19 protein-coding genes and 1 tRNA gene are annotated in these 22098 nt (G+C 38.8%); 14 read left to right on the top strand and 6 right to left on the bottom strand.

All coding sequences use genetic code 11. From position 1 onward, the window contains the following. Positions 1–23: 23 nt before the first annotated feature. From J8L86_RS03585 to J8L86_RS03570, 4 genes are all read left to right on the top strand, one after another. Positions 24–2084, top strand: a complete 2061-nt coding sequence (locus tag J8L86_RS03585) for a S9 family peptidase (protein ID WP_055024601.1) — start codon at positions 24–26, stop codon at positions 2082–2084. Between the two features lie 665 nt (positions 2085–2749). Next, on the top strand, positions 2750–3382 hold the full coding sequence (locus J8L86_RS03580) for a YchE family NAAT transporter (RefSeq protein WP_055024600.1): 633 nt from the start codon (positions 2750–2752) through the stop codon (positions 3380–3382). A gap of 188 nt (positions 3383–3570) precedes the next feature. Next, a tRNA-Ser gene (locus J8L86_RS03575) sits at positions 3571–3658 on the top strand. A gap of 192 nt (positions 3659–3850) precedes the next feature. Then, the gene (locus J8L86_RS03570) at positions 3851–4081 is read left to right on the top strand and encodes a hypothetical protein (RefSeq protein ID WP_055024599.1); all 231 of its coding nucleotides are present in this window, start codon (positions 3851–3853) and stop codon (positions 4079–4081) included. A 77-nt stretch (positions 4082–4158) separates the two neighbouring features. On the opposite strand, the gene yegS is transcribed toward J8L86_RS03570, so the two are convergent. Then, complete coding sequence (yegS, locus tag J8L86_RS03565) at positions 4159–5061, bottom strand: lipid kinase YegS (protein ID WP_065108018.1); 903 nt, start codon at positions 5059–5061, stop codon at positions 4159–4161. 257 nt (positions 5062–5318) lie between these two features. On the opposite strand from yegS, the gene J8L86_RS03560 reads away from it, so the two are divergent. Next, positions 5319–7106 (top strand): DUF885 domain-containing protein, encoded by a 1788-nt coding sequence (locus J8L86_RS03560; protein ID WP_211028734.1) that lies wholly within the window; start codon positions 5319–5321, stop codon positions 7104–7106. Between the two features lie 163 nt (positions 7107–7269). On the opposite strand, the gene J8L86_RS03555 is transcribed toward J8L86_RS03560, so the two are convergent. The 3 genes from J8L86_RS03555 to J8L86_RS03545 form a co-directional block, all read right to left on the bottom strand. Then, positions 7270–7593, bottom strand: a complete 324-nt coding sequence (locus J8L86_RS03555) for a hypothetical protein (RefSeq protein ID WP_211028732.1) — start codon at positions 7591–7593, stop codon at positions 7270–7272. Positions 7594–7683: 90 nt separating this feature from the next. Beyond that, positions 7684–8748, bottom strand: a complete 1065-nt coding sequence (gene arsB, locus J8L86_RS03550; RefSeq protein ID WP_348772644.1) for an ACR3 family arsenite efflux transporter — start codon at positions 8746–8748, stop codon at positions 7684–7686. 120 nt (positions 8749–8868) lie between these two features. After that, positions 8869–9207 carry a winged helix-turn-helix domain-containing protein gene (locus J8L86_RS03545; protein ID WP_055024594.1) on the bottom strand — a complete coding sequence of 113 codons (339 nt, stop codon included), beginning with the start codon at positions 9205–9207 and terminating at the stop codon, positions 8869–8871. Positions 9208–9485: 278 nt separating this feature from the next. On the opposite strand from J8L86_RS03545, the gene J8L86_RS03540 reads away from it, so the two are divergent. From J8L86_RS03540 to J8L86_RS03525, 4 genes are all read left to right on the top strand, one after another. After that, positions 9486–10157, top strand: a complete 672-nt coding sequence (locus tag J8L86_RS03540; protein WP_065108022.1) for a response regulator transcription factor — start codon at positions 9486–9488, stop codon at positions 10155–10157. A 286-nt stretch (positions 10158–10443) separates the two neighbouring features. Next, on the top strand, positions 10444–11574 hold the full coding sequence (locus tag J8L86_RS03535; protein ID WP_055024592.1) for a M14-type cytosolic carboxypeptidase: 1131 nt from the start codon (positions 10444–10446) through the stop codon (positions 11572–11574). A 6-nt stretch (positions 11575–11580) separates the two neighbouring features. Next, entirely contained in the window at positions 11581–11898 is a 318-nt protein-coding gene (locus J8L86_RS03530; protein WP_055024591.1) for a hypothetical protein, read from the top strand. Further along, entirely contained in the window at positions 11895–12176 is a 282-nt protein-coding gene (locus J8L86_RS03525; RefSeq protein ID WP_055024590.1) for a DUF1315 family protein, read from the top strand. The genes J8L86_RS03530 and J8L86_RS03525 overlap by 4 nt, the downstream gene beginning before the upstream one ends. A 143-nt stretch (positions 12177–12319) precedes the next feature. On the opposite strand, the gene ansA is transcribed toward J8L86_RS03525, so the two are convergent. Together ansA and sppA are read right to left on the bottom strand one after the other, a co-directional pair. After that, a complete protein-coding gene (ansA, locus tag J8L86_RS03520) occupies positions 12320–13330 on the bottom strand; it encodes an asparaginase (RefSeq protein WP_055024621.1) in 1011 nt (336 codons plus the stop codon). A 169-nt stretch (positions 13331–13499) separates the two neighbouring features. After that, the gene (gene sppA, locus J8L86_RS03515; RefSeq protein ID WP_211028728.1) at positions 13500–15341 is read right to left on the bottom strand and encodes a signal peptide peptidase SppA; all 1842 of its coding nucleotides are present in this window, start codon (positions 15339–15341) and stop codon (positions 13500–13502) included. A gap of 164 nt (positions 15342–15505) precedes the next feature. Here sppA and J8L86_RS03510 point away from each other — a divergent pair, with 164 nt between their 5' ends. From J8L86_RS03510 to J8L86_RS03490, 5 genes are all read left to right on the top strand, one after another. Then, on the top strand, positions 15506–17521 hold the full coding sequence (locus tag J8L86_RS03510) for an NADPH-dependent 2,4-dienoyl-CoA reductase (RefSeq protein ID WP_211028726.1): 2016 nt from the start codon (positions 15506–15508) through the stop codon (positions 17519–17521). Between the two features lie 106 nt (positions 17522–17627). Next, positions 17628–18092 carry a GNAT family N-acetyltransferase gene (locus tag J8L86_RS03505; RefSeq protein WP_211028724.1) on the top strand — a complete coding sequence of 155 codons (465 nt, stop codon included), beginning with the start codon at positions 17628–17630 and terminating at the stop codon, positions 18090–18092. A 48-nt stretch (positions 18093–18140) separates the two neighbouring features. Further along, on the top strand, positions 18141–18806 hold the full coding sequence (locus J8L86_RS03500; RefSeq protein ID WP_065108025.1) for an SDR family oxidoreductase: 666 nt from the start codon (positions 18141–18143) through the stop codon (positions 18804–18806). Positions 18807–19035: 229 nt separating this feature from the next. Further along, a complete protein-coding gene (locus J8L86_RS03495) occupies positions 19036–20586 on the top strand; it encodes an AbgT family transporter (RefSeq protein WP_211028719.1) in 1551 nt (516 codons plus the stop codon). 194 nt (positions 20587–20780) lie between these two features. After that, on the top strand, positions 20781–22019 hold the full coding sequence (locus tag J8L86_RS03490; protein ID WP_211028718.1) for a GGDEF domain-containing protein: 1239 nt from the start codon (positions 20781–20783) through the stop codon (positions 22017–22019). Positions 22020–22098: the final 79 nt, after the last annotated feature.

Genomic DNA, 22098 nt, shown 5'->3' with positions numbered 1-22098 from the left:
AAATAACAAGAGAACATCATCAAATGAGAAAATCATCGCTTTTACTTGCGCTAACTGCCGCAGGTTTTGCGTTAACTGCACAAGCTGCAGAAACAAGCAAAACACCATTTAATGTTCAACAGCTGGTTAATTTAAATAAGCTTCATTCTGCTGCTGTGTCAAATGACGGTAGTAAATTGGTTTATGCGGTCAAACAAATTGATGAACAGGGTGAAAGCCGTTCTGATTTGTATTTATTGGACTTAACAAATAAAGACGCTAAACCAAAACAAATTACTTCACACAGTGGCACCGAACATGATGTTAATTTCAGTGTTGATGATAAATCAATTTACTTCTTAGCGGCTCGTAATGGTACCAGTCAGCTTTTTAATCTGCCGTTAACTGGCGGTGAAGCAATGCAAGTCACCGATTTACCACTTGATGTCAATGGCTACAAGCTTTCAAACGATGGCAAACAAGTTGTCATGAATATGCGTGTTTTCCCAGACTGTAAAGATTTAACTTGCACAGTCGATCGCATTGAAGCTGAAGAAAATAAGAAAACAACTGGCCGTGAATATAAGCAATTAATGGTTCGCCATTGGGATACTTGGGAAGATCATGCCCGTAGCCATTTATTTGTAGGCCAGCTAAATGGTAAGCCTGTAACTGAAGTTGTTGACGTCACATTTGGTTTAGATACTGAAACGCCGCCAAAGCCATTTTCAGGAATGGAAGAAGTCACTTTTACAGCTGATGGTAAACACATCGTTTATAGCGCTAAAGCGCCAAGCAAAGATCAGGCTTGGACAACGAATTATGATTTATGGAAAGTGCCAGTAACTGGTGGTGATGCAGAAAACCTTACTGAGAAAAACTTAGCATGGGATGCACAACCGACTTATTCAAAAGATGGTCGTCAATTAGCCTATTTAGCGATGAGCAAACCAGGTTTTGAAGCCGATCGCTACCGTATTATGCTACGTGACACTGTAACAGGCGCGGAAAAAGAAGTTGCACCGTTATGGGATCGCAGCCCACATTCACTGACTTTTAGTGATGATGGACGCACATTGTATGTGACAGCTCAAGACGTTGGTCAAGTCAGTATCTTCGAGGTCAACACACAGTTTGGTGATGTTCGACCAATCTATAATGATGGCAGCAACAGTTTAGTTGCTGTGACTGATTCAAGCATTATTTTCAGTAACAAGTCATTGGTTGAACCTGGTGATTTATACAAAATTAGTTTAGAAGGCGAAAATTTAACACGCCTAACGAATGTCAACGAAGATAAGTTAGCCAAAATTCAATTTGGTGAATTCCAACAGTTTAACTTTAAAGGCTGGAACAACGAGACTGTACATGGTTACTGGATTAAACCTGCTAACTACGAGTCTGGTAAAAAGTACCCAGTTGCATATTTAGTTCACGGTGGCCCGCAAGGTTCATTTGGCAACTCATTTAGTGGTCGCTGGAATGCACAACTATGGGCTGGTGCTGGCTACGGTGTGGTGATGGTAGATTTCCATGGTTCAACAGGTTATGGCCAAGCCTTTACTGATTCAATATCTAAAGATTGGGGCGGTAAACCTTTAGAAGATTTACAAAAAGGCTTAGCTGCAGTAGGCCAGCAACAAAAGTGGTTAGATACTGAAAACGCATGTGCCTTAGGTGGTTCATACGGTGGTTACATGATGAACTGGTTCCAAGGTAATTGGAGCGACGGTTTTAAGTGTTTAGTTAACCATGCTGGTTTGTTTGACATGCGCTCTATGTATCACGTGACAGAAGAACTATGGTTCCCTGAGTACGAGTTTGGCGGTACGTATACAGAAAACAAAGACTTATACGAGAAATTTAACCCAGTTAATTACGTTGAAAACTGGAAAACGCCGATGCTAGTTATTCATGGCGAAAAGGATTTCCGTGTTCCATATGGTCAAGGCTTAGCGGCATTTACCTATATGCAGCGTAACGGTATCCCATCAGAGTTATTAATGTTCCCAGACGAAAATCACTGGATTCTTAATCAAGATAATCTACAGCAGTGGTACAAAAATGTTTTAGGCTGGATGGATCGCTGGACTGAAAATAAATAAACTGTCATTACAGTTAACCAATAAAAAAGAGATGCCAATGGCATCTCTTTTTTTTGTGTCACTTTAGCTAGTCTATGTTGATAATATTAAAAAATCACTACGAATAAAGTGGCGGTAACTCAGTGTCAAAGCGCAATTTATAGTAATGACCTAGTCTTTATCAGCAAGTTTGAGTTCTGTTGGAGGACATTTATGGCCTGTTTTTGTTATCCACAAAAAATAAGCTAATCTTCTTCTTGAGCAGGTAAATTTTCGCTGCCCATTTTTTTGACTAATTCGGTTACGTTTACCCATTGAAAACCTTAACTTAGCTTTTTTATGCTGTTTATTATTATCATAAAAGTTATCGAAATAACTCAGCGTAATTGAAATTCAGAACTATGGTTATTATAACAAATATTATTCTTCTAAGGCTTAAAATTATTCATAATAACTGAATTTTGAAACTTAATTTCAATAATGTGTTTTTATGATTCAAAACGAGCGAACGTCGGTGGTCAATGTGACGGCGACGATGTCGTTACTAAAGAGTATTAAGCAAGTGTAAAATTACTATTAACTAAGTCAAACTTTTGAGAAAACACGATTGAAAAAGAAACAAAAAACAGTAAAGTTGCGCGACTATTTTTTCAGCCACAAAACTAACGATATTTGAGGGTATAAATGTGGATTTAATGCTTTATGTTAAGTTCTTTTTAGGCTTAGTAGCGATTATCAACCCTGTGGGCTTATTGCCTGTATTTGTCAGCTTAACAAGTCATCAAACAGAAGAAGAACGTAATCATACTGGTAAAGTTGCTAATTTTGCTGTGGTAGTGATATTGCTTGTTACTATTTTCATTGGTCAGCATATATTAAATATGTTTAGCATCTCTTTATCAGCATTTAGAATTGCAGGTGGTAGTTTGATTGCCATTATTGCGATGTCAATGTTGCAAGGTAAATTGAGTCCAGTTAAACGTAACCAAGAAGAAGATCGTGAAGCATCAGGTATGGAATCAGTAGCGGTTGTTCCGTTAGCGTTACCTTTAATGGCAGGTCCTGGTGCCATTAGTTCGGTCATTGTTTTTGCTTCTGATCATAATAAACTGATCGATTTAATCGGTATGTCGATTACTGTTGTCGTTTTTGGTTTAATGAGTTTCGCCTTATTCAGAATGGCGCCAATCATCTTCAAAATTCTGGGCACAACAGGCATTAATGTTATCACTCGTCTAATGGGTCTATTAATGCTATCCATTGGTATTGAAGTTGTCGCTGCAGGATTAAAGGGGTTGTTCCCGACATTAATGGCTTAATATCCGTAGTGTTAGTGAATTTTATCGACTTTTTGAACAGCAAATGCGCAATAGGAACACAAGAGGGGATTTTCCCTTGACCCTCCTAGCGCATTTGCGTAAAGTACCGTCCGTTCACAGGATATTGAAATCATTATTCACTTTGTTTCATTGACAGTGGCGGTGCTTTTAGCACAATAAATTGAAAAGGTGACGTGTCCGAGTGGCTGAAGGAGCACGCCTGGAAAGTGTGTAAAGGGCAACCTTTCGAGAGTTCGAATCTCTCCGTCACCGCCAATTTATGTTCTGATATGTCTTCTTTTTCTCCAGTTTGCCTTTCCAACTGACATCATTTTGTTCGTATTTTTACCTGTACTATTCTTATATATTTTATGCTTTGGCGTGAAATGATAACTATTAATACCCCTAATATTTAATAATTCTTCGACTAGATTAACTCTGATTATTGATTCAATTTTTAGGAAGAGTATGAAACCGAATAGATTGTCTGAGCAGTGGAATGCGGGTGAAGTATTAATGTTGTTTTACGGCAATGCCACCATCATGGCTTCATTAATGTTATGTGTCGCTTCATTTATGACTGCAACTCATTTAGCGCCAGATCATGACAGCTTGGGTACTTGTCAATTAGAAGTCTCTTACGGGACACAGGGAGCAGGGTTAAAGTTTCCTTATAAACTTCAAGAAGATTGTTTATAAATGATAAACAGACATAAACCTCAGGGTGTAATGCTTACATCTCTAACTGCAAGCATTACACTGGTGTTGTCGTTAATCTATATGAGAGGGCTGTTTTCTGGTAATACAAATCGAATCGCATTTGGTTTCACTTCAAATCGCACTTTTTCACTGCGGTAAGGCTCACCATCTAAGTTGAGCGGTAAGCTTAATGGGAAATCAATTTCTAGCCACTGAGTTTGAAAGTGAAAGCAAAACTCGCCTTTAGCCGTTTCAGATTGTATTTCTTCTAACACCTGAGGCAGTTCTAATGGTGTAAATCCTTTAAGCAAAGTGACGTCCATTAAACCGTCATTTATTTTTGCATTAGGTGCGAGAATCTGTCCGCCACCAGCTTGGCGCCCATTACACATGGCTCCGACTACGATATTACCAGTAAACTTACCTTCATCAGTCGTTATGCTACCTTCGTACGGTTTAAAACCGATGGCTTTTGCTAAGCCAGTAAGGGTATACGCACCGCCGCCTAAAAAGTCTTTTAATTCCACTGGTGTTTCTGCAGTAACTTGCGCACCGAAGCCAGCGGCTGCGATATTAATAAAGTGTCGATCGTTTGCAGCAATCAAATCAATTTCTATCGCCTTATTATGAATAGCAAAGGTGAGGGCATCTGTAATGCTGTTTGGTATATTACAGGCGGTAGCAAAATCATTTGCCGTACCCAAAGGCAACACAGCTACTTCAGGTAACGAGACATTGTCTTTTAAATGCATTAATGCAGTGACAGCTTCATTGAGTGAGCCATCACCACCTCCAATAATGACTCGTTCAACACCTGACTCGATTGATTCTTTAATTAACCTTTCCATGTCAGGCCCTTCCCAAGTGACCTTAACATCTAATTTTATTCCACTTTCTCTTAGTGCATAAACCGCAGTTCTAATTTCTGGTATACCGGCTTTTTTTCCATTAAGTATTAAACTGAAATATTTGGCTGTCATGGATATTTCCTGATTGATGTCAGTAAAGCGAATGTGCTCGTCCCGATTGTTGATAAGGCAGCTTTGTGATTCTTTATTCACAAAAAGATGTCACAAAAGATGTCAAATACGTTTATTGTGCTGCAAAGTCATAACGTTCATGATTTACTTATGCCATAAAAATAATAACAACTAAACGTAAATCCGCTTTTATATTAAAAATTAACCTTTTAAAACAATAAAAATATCGTTTTGATGAATAAAAAGGACTTATTAAGATGCAAAAACCAGCGCTTACCTTAGCAATTTCATTGGGCCTAGCCAGTTTAGTCGGCTGTAATTCAATGACTAATGAAACCAAAACAGCCCAAAATGTTCAACAATCTGAGTTACAGCAGTCTGCAGTTTCATTTCAGCAATACTCTGACGAGTTTATCAACGCATTATGGCAATGGTCCCCAACTTGGGCGTTATACAGTGGGAAACACGTTAATGATGGCTATCTAGAAGTGCCAAATGATCAGGCTCGCGCTAAAACTTTAACATTTGTAGCCAAGCAACAAGCTAAGTTAACTGCTTTTGATAAAACCGCTTTGACCACGAGTGAATTAATTGATTATGAGCTGATTTCGAACCTTCTGGCGAGTATTAAATGGCAACAGGAAAGGTTTAAAGCATGGCAATGGAATCCTTCGCAATACAATGTGGCAGGCGGGTTCGCTCAAATCATTAATGAAGATTTTGCCCCTTTAGATGAAAGACTGCAGTCTGTTATTGCTCGCCTTGAAAATGTGCCTGCATATTACTTAGCTGCGCAAGCGAATATTGAGAATCCGACGATAGAACATACTCAACTTGCCATAATGCAAAATAAAGGCGCGTTTTCAGTTTTATCTGATGACTTAGCGAATAAAGTGGCTGAATCTGGTTTATCTTCAACTGAAAAAGCACTGTTTAATACACGTTTTGAATTAGCTAAAACAGCGATTAATCAACATATTGATTGGTTAACAGCACTAGAAGCTAAACTTGAAAAAGAAGGTGCACGTAGCTTTAGAATTGGTGAAGAGCTTTACGAAGAAAAGTTTGCATTAGATATTCAAGCTGGTATGTCAGGGAAAGCATTGTTTGAAAAATCGACAGCTGACAAACTTCGTGTTCAAAGTGAGATGGCTAAAATAACACATGATATTTGGTCTAAATATATCGATACACCTATCCCTAAAGATGACAATGTCGCGATAAAACAGTTAATTGATGTGTTATCAGTTAAGCATGTAAAACGAGATGATTTTGTCGATGAAGTCAGAGCTCAAATTCCGGAGCTAGTGAAGTTTGTTAATGAAAAACAATTAATGACTTTAGATCCTTCAAAGCCGTTAGTTGTTAGAAAAACACCTGAATATATGCGTGGTTTTGCTGGAGCCTCAATCAGTGCCCCCGGTCCATACGAAAAATCTGCTAATACTTACTATAATGTCACACCTCTTGATGGTATGAGCGATGAATCTGCAGAAAGTTATTTACGTGAATACAATCATTGGATTCTACAAGTATTAAATATCCATGAAGCGATTCCAGGACATTATACTCAGCTTGTATATTCAAACGAATCGCCTAGCTTGATAAAAAGTTTATTTGGTAACGGTGCCATGGTTGAAGGATGGGCAGTGTACACCGAACGGATGATGCTCGAAGAAGGCTACGGTAATTTCGAACCTGAAATGTGGTTGATGTACTACAAGTGGAATTTACGTGTTATCGCAAATACCATTTTGGATTACAGCATTCAGGTCAATGGCATGACTGAAGAGCAAGCCATTGAGCTTATGACTAAGGAAGCGTTCCAGCAGCAAGCAGAAGCGGAAGGAAAGTGGCGCCGTGCAACATTAAGCCAAGTACAATTAACCAGTTATTACTCTGGATATCGTGAAATTTATGATTTACGTGAAGAGTTAAAACAAGCTCAAGGTGAAGAGTTTGATTTAAAATCATTCCATGAACAGTTTCTAAGTTACGGAAGTGCACCGGTTAAATACATTAAGCAACTAATGACTAGCCAATAATTTGCATGACCTAATTTGTTTATCAGAACTTGCGATACCGTTCTCATAGTAGAGCGCAACAATTAAAAGCCGACAGCATGTGTCGGCTTTTTTATACGTATCTTAATATTTCCAAGGTTTAAACGATAAGGTGTAAATAATAAAGTGCAAACGCGATTTTTCTTTACATTTGAGTGCTAGGTTTAGCTTTTAATATGATAAGGCTTAATGCAGAACATATTGCAGCGCAAGCTGTCCAAAACAAAGTAATAGCAAACCAAACAATGGTAGGGGCTTCATTTAGCCCAAAAGATCCATAACTCAATTGTGTTGTATCGACGATTAACTGTACCCCGAATAACTGAGGTACATTTACCCAAACACCTAGAGACATGATAAGCAATGTGGGCTCAAGACCGATTAATAAAATCAGTGGTGTGATAATAGGCGGTAGGTTTAATACTACCGCTAATATCAATAAACGCTTTATAAACACGTTAAATGTCATTCTTCAAATCCTTTGAATATAATTTGCTTATGCAGTTCACTCTATTGATTAAGTAAAAACAAGTAAATCTATAAATTAGCCATTAATAGATTAATTTGTGTTCATCGTTTTGTTTGTCAATTTAGCCTCTGATTTAGCTTTCATTCTTAAGGCAATATTCACTAATGCGATTAAAACAGGCACTTCAATCAATGGGCCAATCACGCCTGCAAAAGCTTGATCTGAATGAATACCGAACACTGCGATTGAAACAGCGATGGCTAATTCGAAGTTGTTACCAGTGGCAGTAAATGCAATTGAAGCATTTTTATCGTAAGGAAGTCCCATTTTTTGGCCGATAAAAAAGCTTATGAAAAACATAAGTATAAAATAGATCCCTAATGGCAACGCAACTCTTAATACATCCATAGGCAATTCTAAAATCATGTCACCTTTTAAACTGAACATTAAGACAATCGTTGCTAGTAAAGCGATTAAAGTCACAGGGGAAATTTTAGGAATAAAGACATCGTTATACCATTGCTCTCCTTTTTTTCCGACTAGGATTTTACGCGTTAAAAAACCAGCTAAAAATGGGATACCCAGATATATCAAAGCACTTTGAGCAATGTCGGCCATTGAAATGTCAACAACAAAACCTTCGTATCCGAACACGGGTGGAAGTACAGTGATAAACAACCAAGCCATGAAGCTGTAAGTTAAAATTTGAAATACACTGTTAATGGCGACGAGTGCTGCACCAAGTTCTTTATTTCCACCGCCAATATCATTCCACACCAATACCATAGCGATACAACGAGCAATACCAATTAAGATAATGCCAACCATATAACCTGGGTAATCACTTAAAAAAGTCATGGCTAAAATGAACATGAGTATTGGACCTACAATCCAATTCATGATTAATGAAAGGGTAATCACTTGTTTATCTTTAGTGACTTTACCTAATAATTTGTAATCCACTTTTGCAAGAGGCGGATACATCATAAGAATAAGGCCAATTGCTAAGGGGATATTGGTACTACCGACATTCATTGATTGTGTAAGCGGTTCTACTTGTGGAAATAATGCGCCAATTGACACGCCAATTGCCATGGCTACAAAAATCCAAACCGTTAAATAACGATCAAGAAAGCTCATTTTTTTACTGGCCACTTCTGGAATTGGTTCATTCATAGTAACTATCTCTTATATTGACCTTAATCGTATATCGTCGAACAACGATGGCTGGGTGTATGTTGCTACATACTCCGTTATTCAACAATCAGTGTCTGGTTAAAATAAATCGTTAAACTGCTGCTGATAATCTGCCAGTGCAGTGCGGTTTATGCGGTAACAAATTTTAGGAGGCTTAGGTTCAGCGGTTATAAAACCGGCTTGTTTTAAAATACGTATATGTTCCGATACCGTAGATTGAGCAAGTCCAACTTCTGAAACAAGGTCACTACTTAAACAGCCACCAATTTCATCAAGATTAAACAATATCTTCAGAATTCGGATCCGAGCAGGGTGTGACATGGCTTTCGCTTGTGCTGCGAATGTTTTTTCGATGAGTAATTGCTGCTCATTGACTTCAAAAGCTGATACAGAACTTTGTTTACAATTTTGTACCATGGTCATTCCTTAAAGTAATTGTTACACGTCTTAACTATAAACCTGTCTATACTTGTCTAGGTACTTAGCTTCTGCTAGATCAATAGTTAATCGTCGATTAACGATATGGCATGCCTAATTGTTGGTTTCTGCAATAAATATGGAGAACTGACCGTCAAAATTGTTAATAAATTAACTAAAAGCTAACTTAGGTCTCAAATTTACATAAATTCGGTAGTAATATCATATCCTCAGTGATAATCTAAATGGTAATTGTTATCGTTTAGATTAGTACCGTTATGAAAAAAATTCTCCTAATTGACCAACAACTCACACACAGTCTTCGCCTTTGTCAGCAAATGGAATCGATGGGCTACAGCATTGAAATCGTGGATAATGGTTTTAATGCACTAGTAGAATTAGAGCGTAATGAATTTGAGGTTATTCTATTAGACTATTGTGTACCTAAAATGGAATCATTTTGGTTACTGATGGCTAAGCATTGCCATACGCCGGTTATCGTATTGGCAAATGATAATAATGACTTAGAACGAATCCATGCATTTGAACTTGGTGCTGACGATTACATCGCATCACCGTTTAACGTGAAAGAATTATTATTGCGTGTGAACGTACTGCGCCGTCGAAGTGAAAAGGTTGTTCATCAATCAGACTTTGATGACATCTTATTCGATGATACAAACAATACTGTAATGCTCAATACACAGCATTTAAAACTGACTCAAACTGAGTATCGATTATTTAAATATTTGTTTCAGCGAAAAGGCGAGGTTGTCACTAAAGCCGAATTGCAAATGCGTGTTTTACACAAAGAGCTCGGTGAGTTTGATCGCAACCTAGATATGCATATCAGTAATACGCGGCGTAAGATGGCTAACAAATGTTTACCTCGTGAGCTGATTAATACTGTTCGTGGTAAAGGTTATTGCTTTAGTCCAATCCTTATATAGATTTGTAGACTGTGCTCAATGATTTTGTCTATATGTGTATTAGGTTTGTTTCCTTTACACATTTTCAAGTGATACCGAATATTGTTATTCGGTATTTTTATGTCTTCAATAAACGTGACATTCCCTGTTTGTGTAGGAGTTTACCTTTGTGATGACGCGAGGGGCTGCAATAGCGATAAATTGAGCAGATGATTATCAGTTAATCAGCAATAGATTTTATTGAGTGACAGCATTTGATAAGATGTGGCCATAAAAAATCGATAATTACCTTACATAAGGAAGTCCTATGCGTATTAGCGCGAATTTTGATGGCGGCAACATTGAGACTATCAATTTAGACAAACACGATGACATTCAACTTGCTATTCGACCAGATGAAGGTGGTGAGTTTTATCAATGGTTTAACTTCCGTATGGAAGGTGAAATCGGTCAAACTTACACATTGAATATTATGAATGCGGGTACTGCATCTTATCCAAAAGGTTGGGAAGATTATCAAGCGGTAGCCAGTTACGATCGTCAACATTGGTTCCGTCTGCCAACGAGTTATCAAGATGGAAAGCTTTCTATTCAAGTTGATTTAGATTGTGAAGCGATTCAAATTGCTTACTTTGCACCATACAGTTACGAGCGTCATCTAGATCTGATTAGCTCTGTACAATTACATCCAGCTGTTAGCCTCGAAAACCTGGGCTTAACGCTAGATGGCCGTGACATGAGCCTATTAAAAATTGGCGATAACGATCCAGCTAAAAAGAACATTTGGATTACGGCCAGACAGCATCCAGGCGAAACAATGGCAGAATGGTTAATAGAAGGGCTATTAAACCAATTATTAGACAGCGATTGCCCAACGGCCAAGCTGTTACTTGATAAAGCTAATTTCTATATCGTGCCAAACATGAATCCAGATGGAAGCGTCAGAGGCCATTTACGTACGAATGCTGTTGGTACTAACTTAAACCGCGAGTGGGAGTCACCTAGTCTAGAGCGAAGCCCTGAGGTTTATTATGTTACCAATAAGATGAAAGAGACGGGTGTCGATTTATTCTATGATGTTCACGGTGATGAAGGTTTACCTTACGTGTTCGTTGCTGGCTGTGAAGGTGCACCAAATTACACTCCACATATGGCCAAGTTACAAGAACAGTTCCTTGCAGCGTTAGGCATGGCAAGTGCTGATTTCCAAACTAAATATGGTTATGACAAAGATGAGCCAGGAAAAGCGAACTTAACCGTTGGTTCTAACTGGGTCGGTAACACCTTTAAGTGTCTTGCTAATACGTTAGAAATGCCATTTAAAGATAATGATAACTTACCTGATCCTGTTGTTGGTTGGTCTCCTGCGCGATGCGAATACCTTGGTGAAGCTTCGTTAGTGGCGATGCTTGCCGTAGTAGACAATTTAAGCGAGTAATCATTTATGGCGTTAATTGAATGTCCTTCGTGCCAAAAACGTATTTCTAGCAAAGCGAAAGAGTGTCAGCATTGCAAAGTGAAAGTCGATGGTGATAATCAATCTGCCCGTGTGATAAGTCATATACAACAATCTAATAAGTTAATGACACATAGCTTTGTGTTTTTAACGTTATTTATAGCAGGTGTTGTTATTTGGTTTTGGGGTGGTGAACCAGCAACCGGAATGACGTCGTATATTGCTGTGGGTTGTTTCGTGTTTGGCTTCGTAGGCTATACGATTACGCGAGCTAGAATTGTCTTACATAAACGGAAAAGTGTATGAACGATATCAACAAAGTGATTGATGAAATGCCTGATGAAGTTTATCAGCGTCTTCGCTCTGCTGCGGAAACAGGTAAATGGGAAGATGGCACGGCATTATCGCCAGAACAAAAAGAATCAACATTACAGGTAGTCATGTTATATCAAGCGCGTAAACTTGAACAAACTGATCACTTTACTATTGGTGCTGGTGGTAAGATAAATGAGTTGTCTAAATCTGAACTTAAAAAACAATTCCGTGGTGAATCAATCGCTGAATTCAAAGAATCAGATATTTAAAGGCAGTATTACATCGCTCAATATGTGAATTTGATATTTTACCTATAAATCTATCACATTTGATGAGAATATTTGATTCGTAAAAAAGCCACTGTTTGCAGTGGCTTTTTTATTATCTATTGATTTTCTTTAGTAATCTGTCTTTACTCGGTTAATTCACCTAGCAGATTCTGCTTCATTGCAAATTTTACTTCTGCAGCGGTCAAATCTTTTGATAGCAAATAATGCAGTTTTGCTAATGCCGCTTCAATGGTCATATCTGCGCCGCTAATCACTCCGGCTTGAGCTAATGCATTGCCCGTTGCATAACCTCCCATGTTGACTTTACCTTGAAAACACTGAGTCAAGTTAACAATGACAATGCCACGTTCGTCGGCTTGTTTTAACGTATCTAATAAAGCGTTATCTTGTGGTGCATTTCCTACACCAAATGTCAGCAAAATAAGCGCTTTAACAGGTTGCATTAATATGTTGTTGAATATCTCAGTCGAAATACCAGGATAAAGGGTTATGACGCCAACAGGTTGGGGACTGATTTCAATAACATCTAAGGCTTGCGTTGTAGGTTCAGATATTTTGCCTGCACGTAAGTTAATTTTAATCCCAGCTTCTAGCAGTATTGGAAAATTCGGTGAAGCAAAAGCGTCAAAGCCATCAGCGTGAGCTTTTGTAGAGCGATTACCTCTAAACAGTTTGTTATTAAAGAATAAACAAACTTCAGCAACAGGGTAGTTGGCTGCAATATAAAGCGAGTTTAATAAGTTTGTTTGTCCATCTGAACGTAGCTGAGCTAAAGGAATTTGAGAGCCTGTTACAATAACTGGTTTAGATAGCCCTTGTAGCATAAAAGAGAGAGCAGATGCCGTGTATGCCATGGTATCTGTGCCATGTAGAATGACAAAGCCATCATATTTATCATAATTAGCTTTAATGTCATTTGCGATCAACTGCCAATCAGTCGGTGCCATATTTGAAGAGTCTATTAATGGCGAATATTCGTTTATGACAAAGTCGGGCATTTCTTCATGATAAAACTCAGGCATAGATTTAACGCAATCTGTTAGAAATCCAGCAACAGGGGCGAATCCATTGTCGGTTTTTCGCATACCAATAGTACCGCCAGTATAAGCGACGTAAATTGAACGTTTAATCATGCTTGTTGTCATGTTCGTGCATTTCTCAGGGCTGATATTTGATGAATCGTTAAATTATACGTGTCTAACTGAATAAAACCCAATAAAAAAGCCCGTAAAACGGGCTTTTTTGAATATTCTATATTTTAAAGGTTTTGCCAGTCTTCTGGCTGTTTAAGGCAAAAACTGATCAAAGATTACAATTTTCGCAATACAAATACATGCCTTTAGGATCATCAAACATGCTGAATTCATCAACTACAGTTTGCCATTCACCTAGCATTTGATTTAGAACAGGTGATTGAGTTGATGCTTCTGGTAGATAGGTTGCTACTGAGGCAAGCATTTGTTGTACAAACTCTTGTTCTGCAGTTAACTCTTGTTCAATAACTTTTGTATCAAATACCTCAATTTGTGCCATTTCAGCTGCTTTAGCAATGGCGCTGTCCATATCACCTAGTGCATCAACAAGTCCTAATTCGACAGCTCTTGTACCAGACCAAACTCGGCCCTGAGCAATTCTGTCTACTTGATCTAGGCTCATATTTCTTTCTTTAGCAACTAACGAAATAAATTCTTGATACCCATGTTCAATATGTCGTTGAACGACTGCTGCTACATTAGGATCTAAAGCTCGGGTTGCTGATATACCAGCCCAATCTGAAGTCGAAACCCCATCTGAATGGATCCCCCAGTTAGATAGGACATTTTCAAATGTGGCAAACATACCGAAGATACCTATTGAACCTGTTAAGGTTGTTGGTGTTGCATAGATATAATCAGCACTTGCAGAAATCCAGTAACCGCCCGATGCCGCTAAACTGCCCATACTGACAACAACAGGCTTGCCTGCTTGCTTTAATGCGATAACTTCTTGACGAATTTTCTCAGAAGCAAAAGCACTGCCGCCAGGACTATCAACTCGTAATACAACCGCTTTTACTTTCTCATCAAAGCGCGCTTTGCGCAGAAGAGCTGAAGTACTTTCGCCCCCTATCTGGCCAGCTTGTTGGTTACCATTTAAAATATTACCTTTCGCAACAATAATACCAACTGAGTCTTTCTCGATAAGGGCAGGAAGCGGTTTTACAGCGTTATAGTATTCGGTAAAAGAAACTTGTTTAAAGTTATCGCCGTCACTATCAGCGCCCACTTTTTCAACCATGGCAAGTCTGAAAGATTCATCAGATGCCAGTTCATCTACCCAGTTTAATTTTATTGCAAGTTGAGCTGAGTCGCCGGATACACTGTCAAGCTCTGTTAGATAACGATTGGGACTTAGTACAATATTGTCTGGAGCGATGTTGCGGTTTGTCGCTACAATTGATTCGTAACTTTGCCAAATATCGCCTAATAACGCCTGACTTGCTTCTTTAGCAGGCGCTGACATGTCATCACGAATAAAAGGTTCTACAGCAGACTTAAATGTACCAACACGGAAAACATGGGTGCTGACATTTAATTTTTCTAATGCTGATTTATAAAACAAGCGATAACTGCTTAAACCTTCAAGAGAAACAGCCCCTTTGTTATTAAGATAAATGGTGTCCGCGTAACTTGCTAAGAAATATTGGTTCTGTTCATAGTAGTTACCAAAAGCGACGACAGACTTGCCAGCTTGTTTAAATTTATTCAATGCATCGCCAATAGCCGTCATCTTACTGATACCAGCAGAGCGCAAGTGCTGCATGTTAATGACGATGGTATTGATACGAGGATCTTGAATAGCACTCTCTATGACGTAAATGATGTCGGATAACAACATTTCGCCCTCTGGATCATTGCCTTTACTTTGTTTAAATACCGCTTCAATAGGATCAACATGACGCTTTTGGTCAACGATAGTGCCAGCAAGATTGAGCATAAGTGCAGATTGTTTTTCGATGACAATTTCTTCTTCAGCACTTAACGCGACAACGATAATAGCAATTAAACCAAAAAAGATAAGATTGAGAATGACTTTACGTATCCCGTTGATGGTTTTCCAAATCAAAGAGAAAATTCGTTTAATCAGTGAGGGTTTAGCGGACATTAAGCCACTCCTATAGCATTTCATTACTATTATGCTAACTGAAAAAGCTTGGCTATGGGAAATTGAATTGTAACGGTTTTTAACAATAGCAAAGCGAAAGCATTGAGCTTAACAAAATCTCGTTGTATGCTAGTTTAAATCACTTGTTTAAAAAGGATGTTTGAATGTCGTTTCCACATTTACTAGAACCCTTAGATTTAGGCTTCACTCAATTAAAAAATCGAGTGTTAATGGGCTCCATGCATACTGGCTTAGAAGAAGAAAAGGGCGGATTTGAGAAACTGGCTGCGTTTTATAAAGAACGTGCAGCAGGTGGCTGTGGGCTAATCGTAACTGGCGGTATCGCGCCTAACTTTCGTGGACGCCTAGCACCTCATGCTTGCCAATTAAGTTTTCCTTGGCAAGTTAAGAAGCATCGCATTGTCACAAAGGCTGTCCATGAAGCTGATGGTAAAATCTGTATGCAGATCCTCCATGCTGGTCGTTATGGTTATCATCCTTTTTCACAAGCACCGAGCAAAATTAAATCGCCAATTACACCGTTTACGCCTTCAAAAATGTCATCTAGACAAGTTGCTGGAACAATTAAAGATTATGCATCCAGTGCTGCGCTTGCTAAAAAAGCGGGCTATGACGGTGTAGAAGTCATGGGCTCAGAAGGCTATCTCATTAATCAATTCATTAGCTCTCGTACCAATAAACGTACTGATGAATGGGGTGGCAGTTTTGTTCAACGTGCACGTTTCCCATTAGAGATAGTCAAAGCTATCCGTGAGAAGGTGGGCAAAGAATTTATTATAATTTTCAGACTATCAATGCTGGATTTAGTTGATAACGGTTCGACATGGGATGAAGTCGTTAAATTAGCAAAATGGTTAGAGCGTGAAGGTGTTTCAATTATCAATACTGGTATTGGCTGGCATGAAGCGCGTGTACCTACAATTGCGACAAGTGTTCCAAGAGGGGCATTTTCTTGGGTGACTGAGAAACTCAAATCTGAAGTGTCAGTTCCTTTGATTGCAACTAACCGTATCAATACGCCTGAAATTGGCGAATCAATCATTGCTTCTGGGCAAGCAGATATGGTTTCAATGGCAAGACCTTTCCTTGCGGATGCAGAGTTTGTTAATAAAGCCGCTGCTGGGCAAAGTGAACTAATCAATACTTGTATTGGTTGTAACCAAGCTTGTTTAGATCATACGTTTTCAATGAAGCGTGCTACTTGCCTTGTTAATCCTCGCGCTTGCTATGAAACAGAAATCAATTTCACCCCTACGCAACACAAAAAACGTTTAGCAGTTATGGGAGCAGGTCCTGCTGGCATGGCATTTTCGGTATATGCAGCGTCACGTGGGCATGAAGTGGTTTTATTTGAAGCTAAAAATGAAGTTGGCGGCCAGTTTAATTTGGCACGTAAGATCCCAGGTAAGGAAGAGTTTGACGAAACCATCCGTTATTTCAACAACCAAATGAAGCTACACAAGGTTGAATTACGTTTAAATACTCGTTTAGATTTAGATGTTTTAGCGAATGAAAAATTTGATGAAGTGATCGTCGCTTCAGGTGTTGTCCCGCGTGCGCTTGATCTACCTGGTTTTGATAGCCCTAAAGTTGTCGATTATCAGCAAGTCCTGAAAGGGGAAGTTTATATTGGCGAGAAAGTGGCGCTGATTGGAGCGGGCGGAATCGGATTTGATATGGCACATTTTTTATGTGAACGTGAGTCAAGCACATTACAACCGGACAAGTGGCTTGAGCAGTGGGGCATTGATAAAACCTATCAACATCCAGGCGGCTTAACTGAGGAACCTGAACATAAACCAGATCGCGAAGTTTACTTACTGCAACGTAAGACGACTAAGATGGGGAAAGGGCTCGGTAAAACAACCGGCTGGATCCACAGAAGTGTTCTTAAACAGCATAAAGTGAACATGAAAACAGGTGTCAGCTATGAGAAATTTGACACTGAAGGCTTACACATCAAGGTAGGGGAAGAATCCGAAGTACTGCGAGTTGATAATGTTGTACTGTGTGCAGGTCAAGAGTCTAACCGCACGCTTGTAGACGATATGAAATCAACTGGCTTACCAGTGCATTTGATTGGCGGTGTTGATGTTGCTGCTGAACTGGATGCTAAACGAGCAATTAGACAAGGTGCTGAACTAGCAATGGCTATTTAACCACTGAATCTAATAAGGTTGTAATCGTTAACTTAATAAAACCTAGCAAATTGCTAGGTTTTTTGTTTTTATTAAACGCCATATTTTATTAATGATACAAATTTAAATGGACGAAATAAAAGGTATTTTCAAGTCTTGGCATAATGAGGTTGATACCAAGCAAGTGTTTAACTTTACGCTCAATGCCCCTAGTGCCGAGGAATTTAACCGGTTAAGAGCAGAAACTGGTTGGGGTACGGCTCCAGTCGATACAGTAAACAATAGCCTAAATAATTCTTTATTTTTCGTTTGTGTCTTCCATGAAACTAGATTGATTGCCACCGGCAGAGTCATTGGTGATGGCGGGCTGTTTTTCTATATTCAAGATGTCATTGTGGCTAAAGCATACCAAGGTAATGGCTTGGGACATTTTATTATGCAAGCTATCGAAATGTATTTAACTCAACAAGTCACACAAGGCACTACAGTGGGTCTATTTTGCGCACAAGGTAAAGAAGGGTTTTATAAAAAATATCAATATTTAGTAAGAGATGGCTCAGCATTAGGGTTTGGTATGTGTAAGTTTTATTGATACTTTTTATGATGTGTTTTCAATATGATTTTAAATAAAGGAACGACGATGGCTAAAAATGTTGTTATTACCGGTGCGAACAGAGGGATTGGTTTAGCATTGGCTAAATTATTTAAGCAACAGGGTGATAAAGTGTTTGCTTTATGCCGCCACACTTCAGATGAGCTTGAGCTGCTAGACGTGAATGTTATCACTCAAATTGATGTTGCAACTGATGAAGGCATACATAATATGCAAACTTCTTTAGCGGGAGTGAATATTGATGTTTTGATATGTAATGCAGGCATTTTACGTGATGAGCAATTAACACACTTAAACCTTGATACCATTAGGCAGCAATTTGAAATTAATGCATTGGCACCACTTCGCATTGTTGCCGCACTAAATCATCAACTGAATGCTGGCGGCAAAGTCGCTATGATCACTTCACGTATGGGATCAATCGAGGATAATACCTCTGGAGGGCGATATGGGTATCGTATGTCTAAAGCTGCTCTTAATGCCGCATCGATGTCGCTAAGCCATGATTTATCTCCAAAACAAATAGCGGTTGGCATATACCACCCAGGTTATGTTCAAACCGATATGGTAAATCACGGAGGCGATATTTCGGCCTTAGAGTCAGCAAGTCGACTGGTGGGGCTAATTAACTCACTGGATATGACAACAACTGGTGTATTCAAACATTCAAACGGACAAACATTACCTTGGTAAAATTTGTATGCTCTGTTTTTATCTTTTCTATGGTATTGGGCATCACACTTTTTGAGTATTTAGATTAAAACAAGCTTAACCGCTCGTTTTGTATGCAATATGTCGTAAATTTTAAGTTTAGTTACAGACTGTATATTTAATATGTAATGCTAATAATTATATCAAGGTGCTATTGAATAAAACTGTGATAGTTAGATTCAATCAGTGCCATAGTGAGGAATAGGGAATCATGACGACGAAAACAGAATCTGGGGATAATGCACCCGGATTGCTCGGTAGAGCGCTAGACAGTATTGAAAGGGTTGGTAATAAACTACCAGATCCTGCAATGCTATTCTTAATTTTAATGTTTGCTGTTTGGGTGATATCAGCCTTGTTATCTGGCGTCAGTTTTGATGCGATAGATCCAAGAACCGATAGCCCAATTGTTATTAATAACTTATTAAGTGCAACTGCGTTAACTGAATTTTTAACTTCTATGGTGAAAACATTCACCGCATTTGCACCGTTAGGTGTTGTACTGGTTGCAATGCTAGGTGTAGGGATTGCTGAGCAGTCAGGTTTTATCAATACAGCATTAAAACAAATGCTTAAAGTCACACCTGCTAAACTTTTAACGCCTGCAGTTGTTGTAGTCGGTATTATTTCGCATACCGCAACAGATGCGGGCTATGTTGTAGTGATACCACTTGCGGGTGTTATATTCTTTACCGTTGGTCGCCACCCACTTGCTGGTATTGCAGCGGCTTTTGCTGGTGTTTCTGGTGGATTCTGTGCCAACTTTATTCCATCAGGTATCGATCCTTTATTACAAAGCTTTACCCAGTCGGCAGCCCAGATCGTCGATCCTAACATTCAAATTAACCCATTGAATAATTGGTTTTTCGCGGCATCTTCGTGTATTCCGATTACCTTAGTGATTTGGTATTTAACCGATAAAATTTTAGAGCCAAGATTAAATAAAACGCACAAAGTAGAACGTGACCAAGTTGACTTACCAGCAATGGAAGAAGCAACACCAAAAGAAATGCGTGCATTTAGTGTCGCTTCTCTTGTTATGTTCGTTGCAATCATTGGTTTTTTCTCGCTTACCATTCCTGAAACTTCAACACTGCGAGATGAGCATGGTTCACTGACTAGCTTTGGTGCGCCGTTAATGCAATCTATTGTGCCATTGATTTTCATATTCTTTATGCTTCCGGGGGTAGTATATGGTTATATGACTGGCAGCTTTAAGTCGTCTGCAGACATCGTGCAAGCAATGTCTAAATCCATGAGCGGTATGTCGCATTACATCGTAATGGCATTTTTCTGTGCTCAGTTTGTTGCTGCTTTTTCGGCGTCTAATTTAGGTGCATTAATTGCTGTTGAAGGAGCTGGTGGCCTTAAGGCGCTCAACCTGCCAGCAGAAGTGACCGTGGTCGGGATGATTATTTTAGTTGGCTTTGTTAACTTATTCGTTGGATCATCTTCTGCAAAATGGGCGTTGATTGGCCCAGTACTTGTCCCAATGTTAATGCAGCTGAACATTAGTCCAGACTTGTCGCAAGCGGCTTACCGTATTGGTGACTCAAGTTCAAACATCATTACGCCATTAATGCCTTATTTCCCACTTGTCGTCGTATATTGTCAGCGCTATGTCAAAGGTATTGGGATAGGAACCTTAATCTCGATGATGTTGCCATTTAGTTTGGCACTTTTATCAATATGGAGTACATGGCTACTCATATACTGGTCCATTGGTTTACCTTTAGGACTGGGTGCAAGTTACACTTATTAACTGATTTTAAAATGAAAGTAGCGATATTATTCGCTACTTTTTTTTTGGGGCCAGCAAAAAGTCTTTTCATAAAACTAAAAGATTTAGAGGTCATTACAGTTAACATTTTTAACTTCGCAAGCTAGTGCAGTTAAGTTGTTTCTGCCTATAATTGTTGTATATCAATTAAAAGATTAATTTTATTAAAATCATTTATGCCAAAGATCAATATTGATTCAAGTTATGGAGTTATCATTATTCAGGACATGAATGCTGTTCATGTTGATGAACGATATGCTCAAATATATGGTTATAATTCAGCCAAAGAACTACTTACCAGCATCGATTCTTTTCTTGACCTTTTACCTGCAGAAAACCATCAAATTGCCACTCAAAACTACCATGACATAGTCAATGGAACACTTTATCCACGTGGTCATACATTCGTTAATATTGACAGAAATGGTCGAGAGTTCACGGTTTTTTCAGTGGATCATTTAATTGAATGGCAAGGACGTCCAGCATTACAGGTGACAGTGATTGATCTTTCAGTGTTAGTCGAAGCTAATAAACGCATACGTGAAAAAGACCTAATGTATAAGCGGCTCATTACACGATCAGGCCAAGGTATTATGGTGCATCGGGAATTTAAGCCACTGATGGTAAACCAAGCCTGTGTAAAGCATTTACACGCAGACTCAATAGAGCAAGTGATGAGTTTGAGCTCGCTACTCACACTCATTCCTAAAACAGTTCAACAACAGGCCAAGCAGCATTATCAAGATATTGTTAATGGCGTGGCTGTTGGCAGTAACAGTGTGGTCGAAAATATCTGCTTTGATGGCATAAATCGATTTTTTAATATTTATGACAACCTTATTGAGTGGGACGGAGAACCTGCAGTACAAGTCGTAATGGAAGATGTAACCGAGAAAGTACAATTAGAAAAAGAGCTGGCATTTAAAGCAAGTCATGATGGTTTGACGCACCTTTTAAATCGCAGTGCAGTGCAAGAATGGTTACAGAAACATATTGAAATCAGTGAACAGTTGACCTGTGTTTTACTTGATATTGATAATTTCAAATTAGTTAATGATACTCATGGTCATCACAATGGCGATCTCGTCATTCAAGCTCTTGCTGAAATTATACGTGATGCGTTTGCAGATCACAGTGGGGCTGTTGGTCGTTGGGGGGGAGAAGAGTTTATTGCATTTTTACCTTCAGCAAACGAACAAGCTGCATTACAAACAGCTGAAGTGATAAGAAGTCGTTTTGCTGAAAGGCATTTTAACGATTCTACTCATTCATTTTTTGTTTCAGTGAGCATCGGTTTAGCTGAGTCAAGTGACTGCCGCATGATGAACGATGTTGAGAATTTAATAAAACTCACTGATAAACGTTTATATATTGCAAAATCTCAAGGCAAAAACACAATTTGTAGCGAAGGGTAATTTATACCATAACAGCTTATCCTTACCACATTGAGTCGAATTTACATCTTAATTTAAATGCTCCATGATATTCATTTTT

The organism is Shewanella sp. MMG014, assembly GCF_018100775.1.
Classification (GTDB): domain Bacteria; phylum Pseudomonadota; class Gammaproteobacteria; order Enterobacterales; family Shewanellaceae; genus Shewanella; species Shewanella japonica.
This window is presented reverse-complemented; position numbering and strand designations above follow the sequence as displayed.

Bases quoted from the DNA above. Each gene is read 5' to 3' on its own strand.
- J8L86_RS03585 (WP_055024601.1), top strand. From the start codon at position 24: ATGAGAAAATCATCGCTTTTACTTGCGCTAACTGCCGCAGGTTTTGCG.
- J8L86_RS03570 (WP_055024599.1), top strand. From the start codon at position 3,851: ATGAAACCGAATAGATTGTCTGAGCAGTGGAATGCGGGTGAAGTATTA.
- yegS (WP_065108018.1), bottom strand. From the start codon at position 5,061: ATGACAGCCAAATATTTCAGTTTAATACTTAATGGAAAAAAAGCCGGT.
- J8L86_RS03560 (WP_211028734.1), top strand. From the start codon at position 5,319: ATGCAAAAACCAGCGCTTACCTTAGCAATTTCATTGGGCCTAGCCAGT.
- J8L86_RS03555 (WP_211028732.1), bottom strand. From the start codon at position 7,593: ATGACATTTAACGTGTTTATAAAGCGTTTATTGATATTAGCGGTAGTA.
- J8L86_RS03545 (WP_055024594.1), bottom strand. From the start codon at position 9,207: ATGGTACAAAATTGTAAACAAAGTTCTGTATCAGCTTTTGAAGTCAAT.
- J8L86_RS03540 (WP_065108022.1), top strand. From the start codon at position 9,486: ATGAAAAAAATTCTCCTAATTGACCAACAACTCACACACAGTCTTCGC.
- J8L86_RS03535 (WP_055024592.1), top strand. From the start codon at position 10,444: ATGCGTATTAGCGCGAATTTTGATGGCGGCAACATTGAGACTATCAAT.
- J8L86_RS03530 (WP_055024591.1), top strand. From the start codon at position 11,581: ATGGCGTTAATTGAATGTCCTTCGTGCCAAAAACGTATTTCTAGCAAA.
- J8L86_RS03525 (WP_055024590.1), top strand. From the start codon at position 11,895: ATGAACGATATCAACAAAGTGATTGATGAAATGCCTGATGAAGTTTAT.
- ansA (WP_055024621.1), bottom strand. From the start codon at position 13,330: ATGATTAAACGTTCAATTTACGTCGCTTATACTGGCGGTACTATTGGT.
- sppA (WP_211028728.1), bottom strand. From the start codon at position 15,341: ATGTCCGCTAAACCCTCACTGATTAAACGAATTTTCTCTTTGATTTGG.
- J8L86_RS03510 (WP_211028726.1), top strand. From the start codon at position 15,506: ATGTCGTTTCCACATTTACTAGAACCCTTAGATTTAGGCTTCACTCAA.
- J8L86_RS03505 (WP_211028724.1), top strand. From the start codon at position 17,628: ATGGACGAAATAAAAGGTATTTTCAAGTCTTGGCATAATGAGGTTGAT.
- J8L86_RS03500 (WP_065108025.1), top strand. From the start codon at position 18,141: ATGGCTAAAAATGTTGTTATTACCGGTGCGAACAGAGGGATTGGTTTA.
- J8L86_RS03495 (WP_211028719.1), top strand. From the start codon at position 19,036: ATGACGACGAAAACAGAATCTGGGGATAATGCACCCGGATTGCTCGGT.
- J8L86_RS03490 (WP_211028718.1), top strand. From the start codon at position 20,781: ATGCCAAAGATCAATATTGATTCAAGTTATGGAGTTATCATTATTCAG.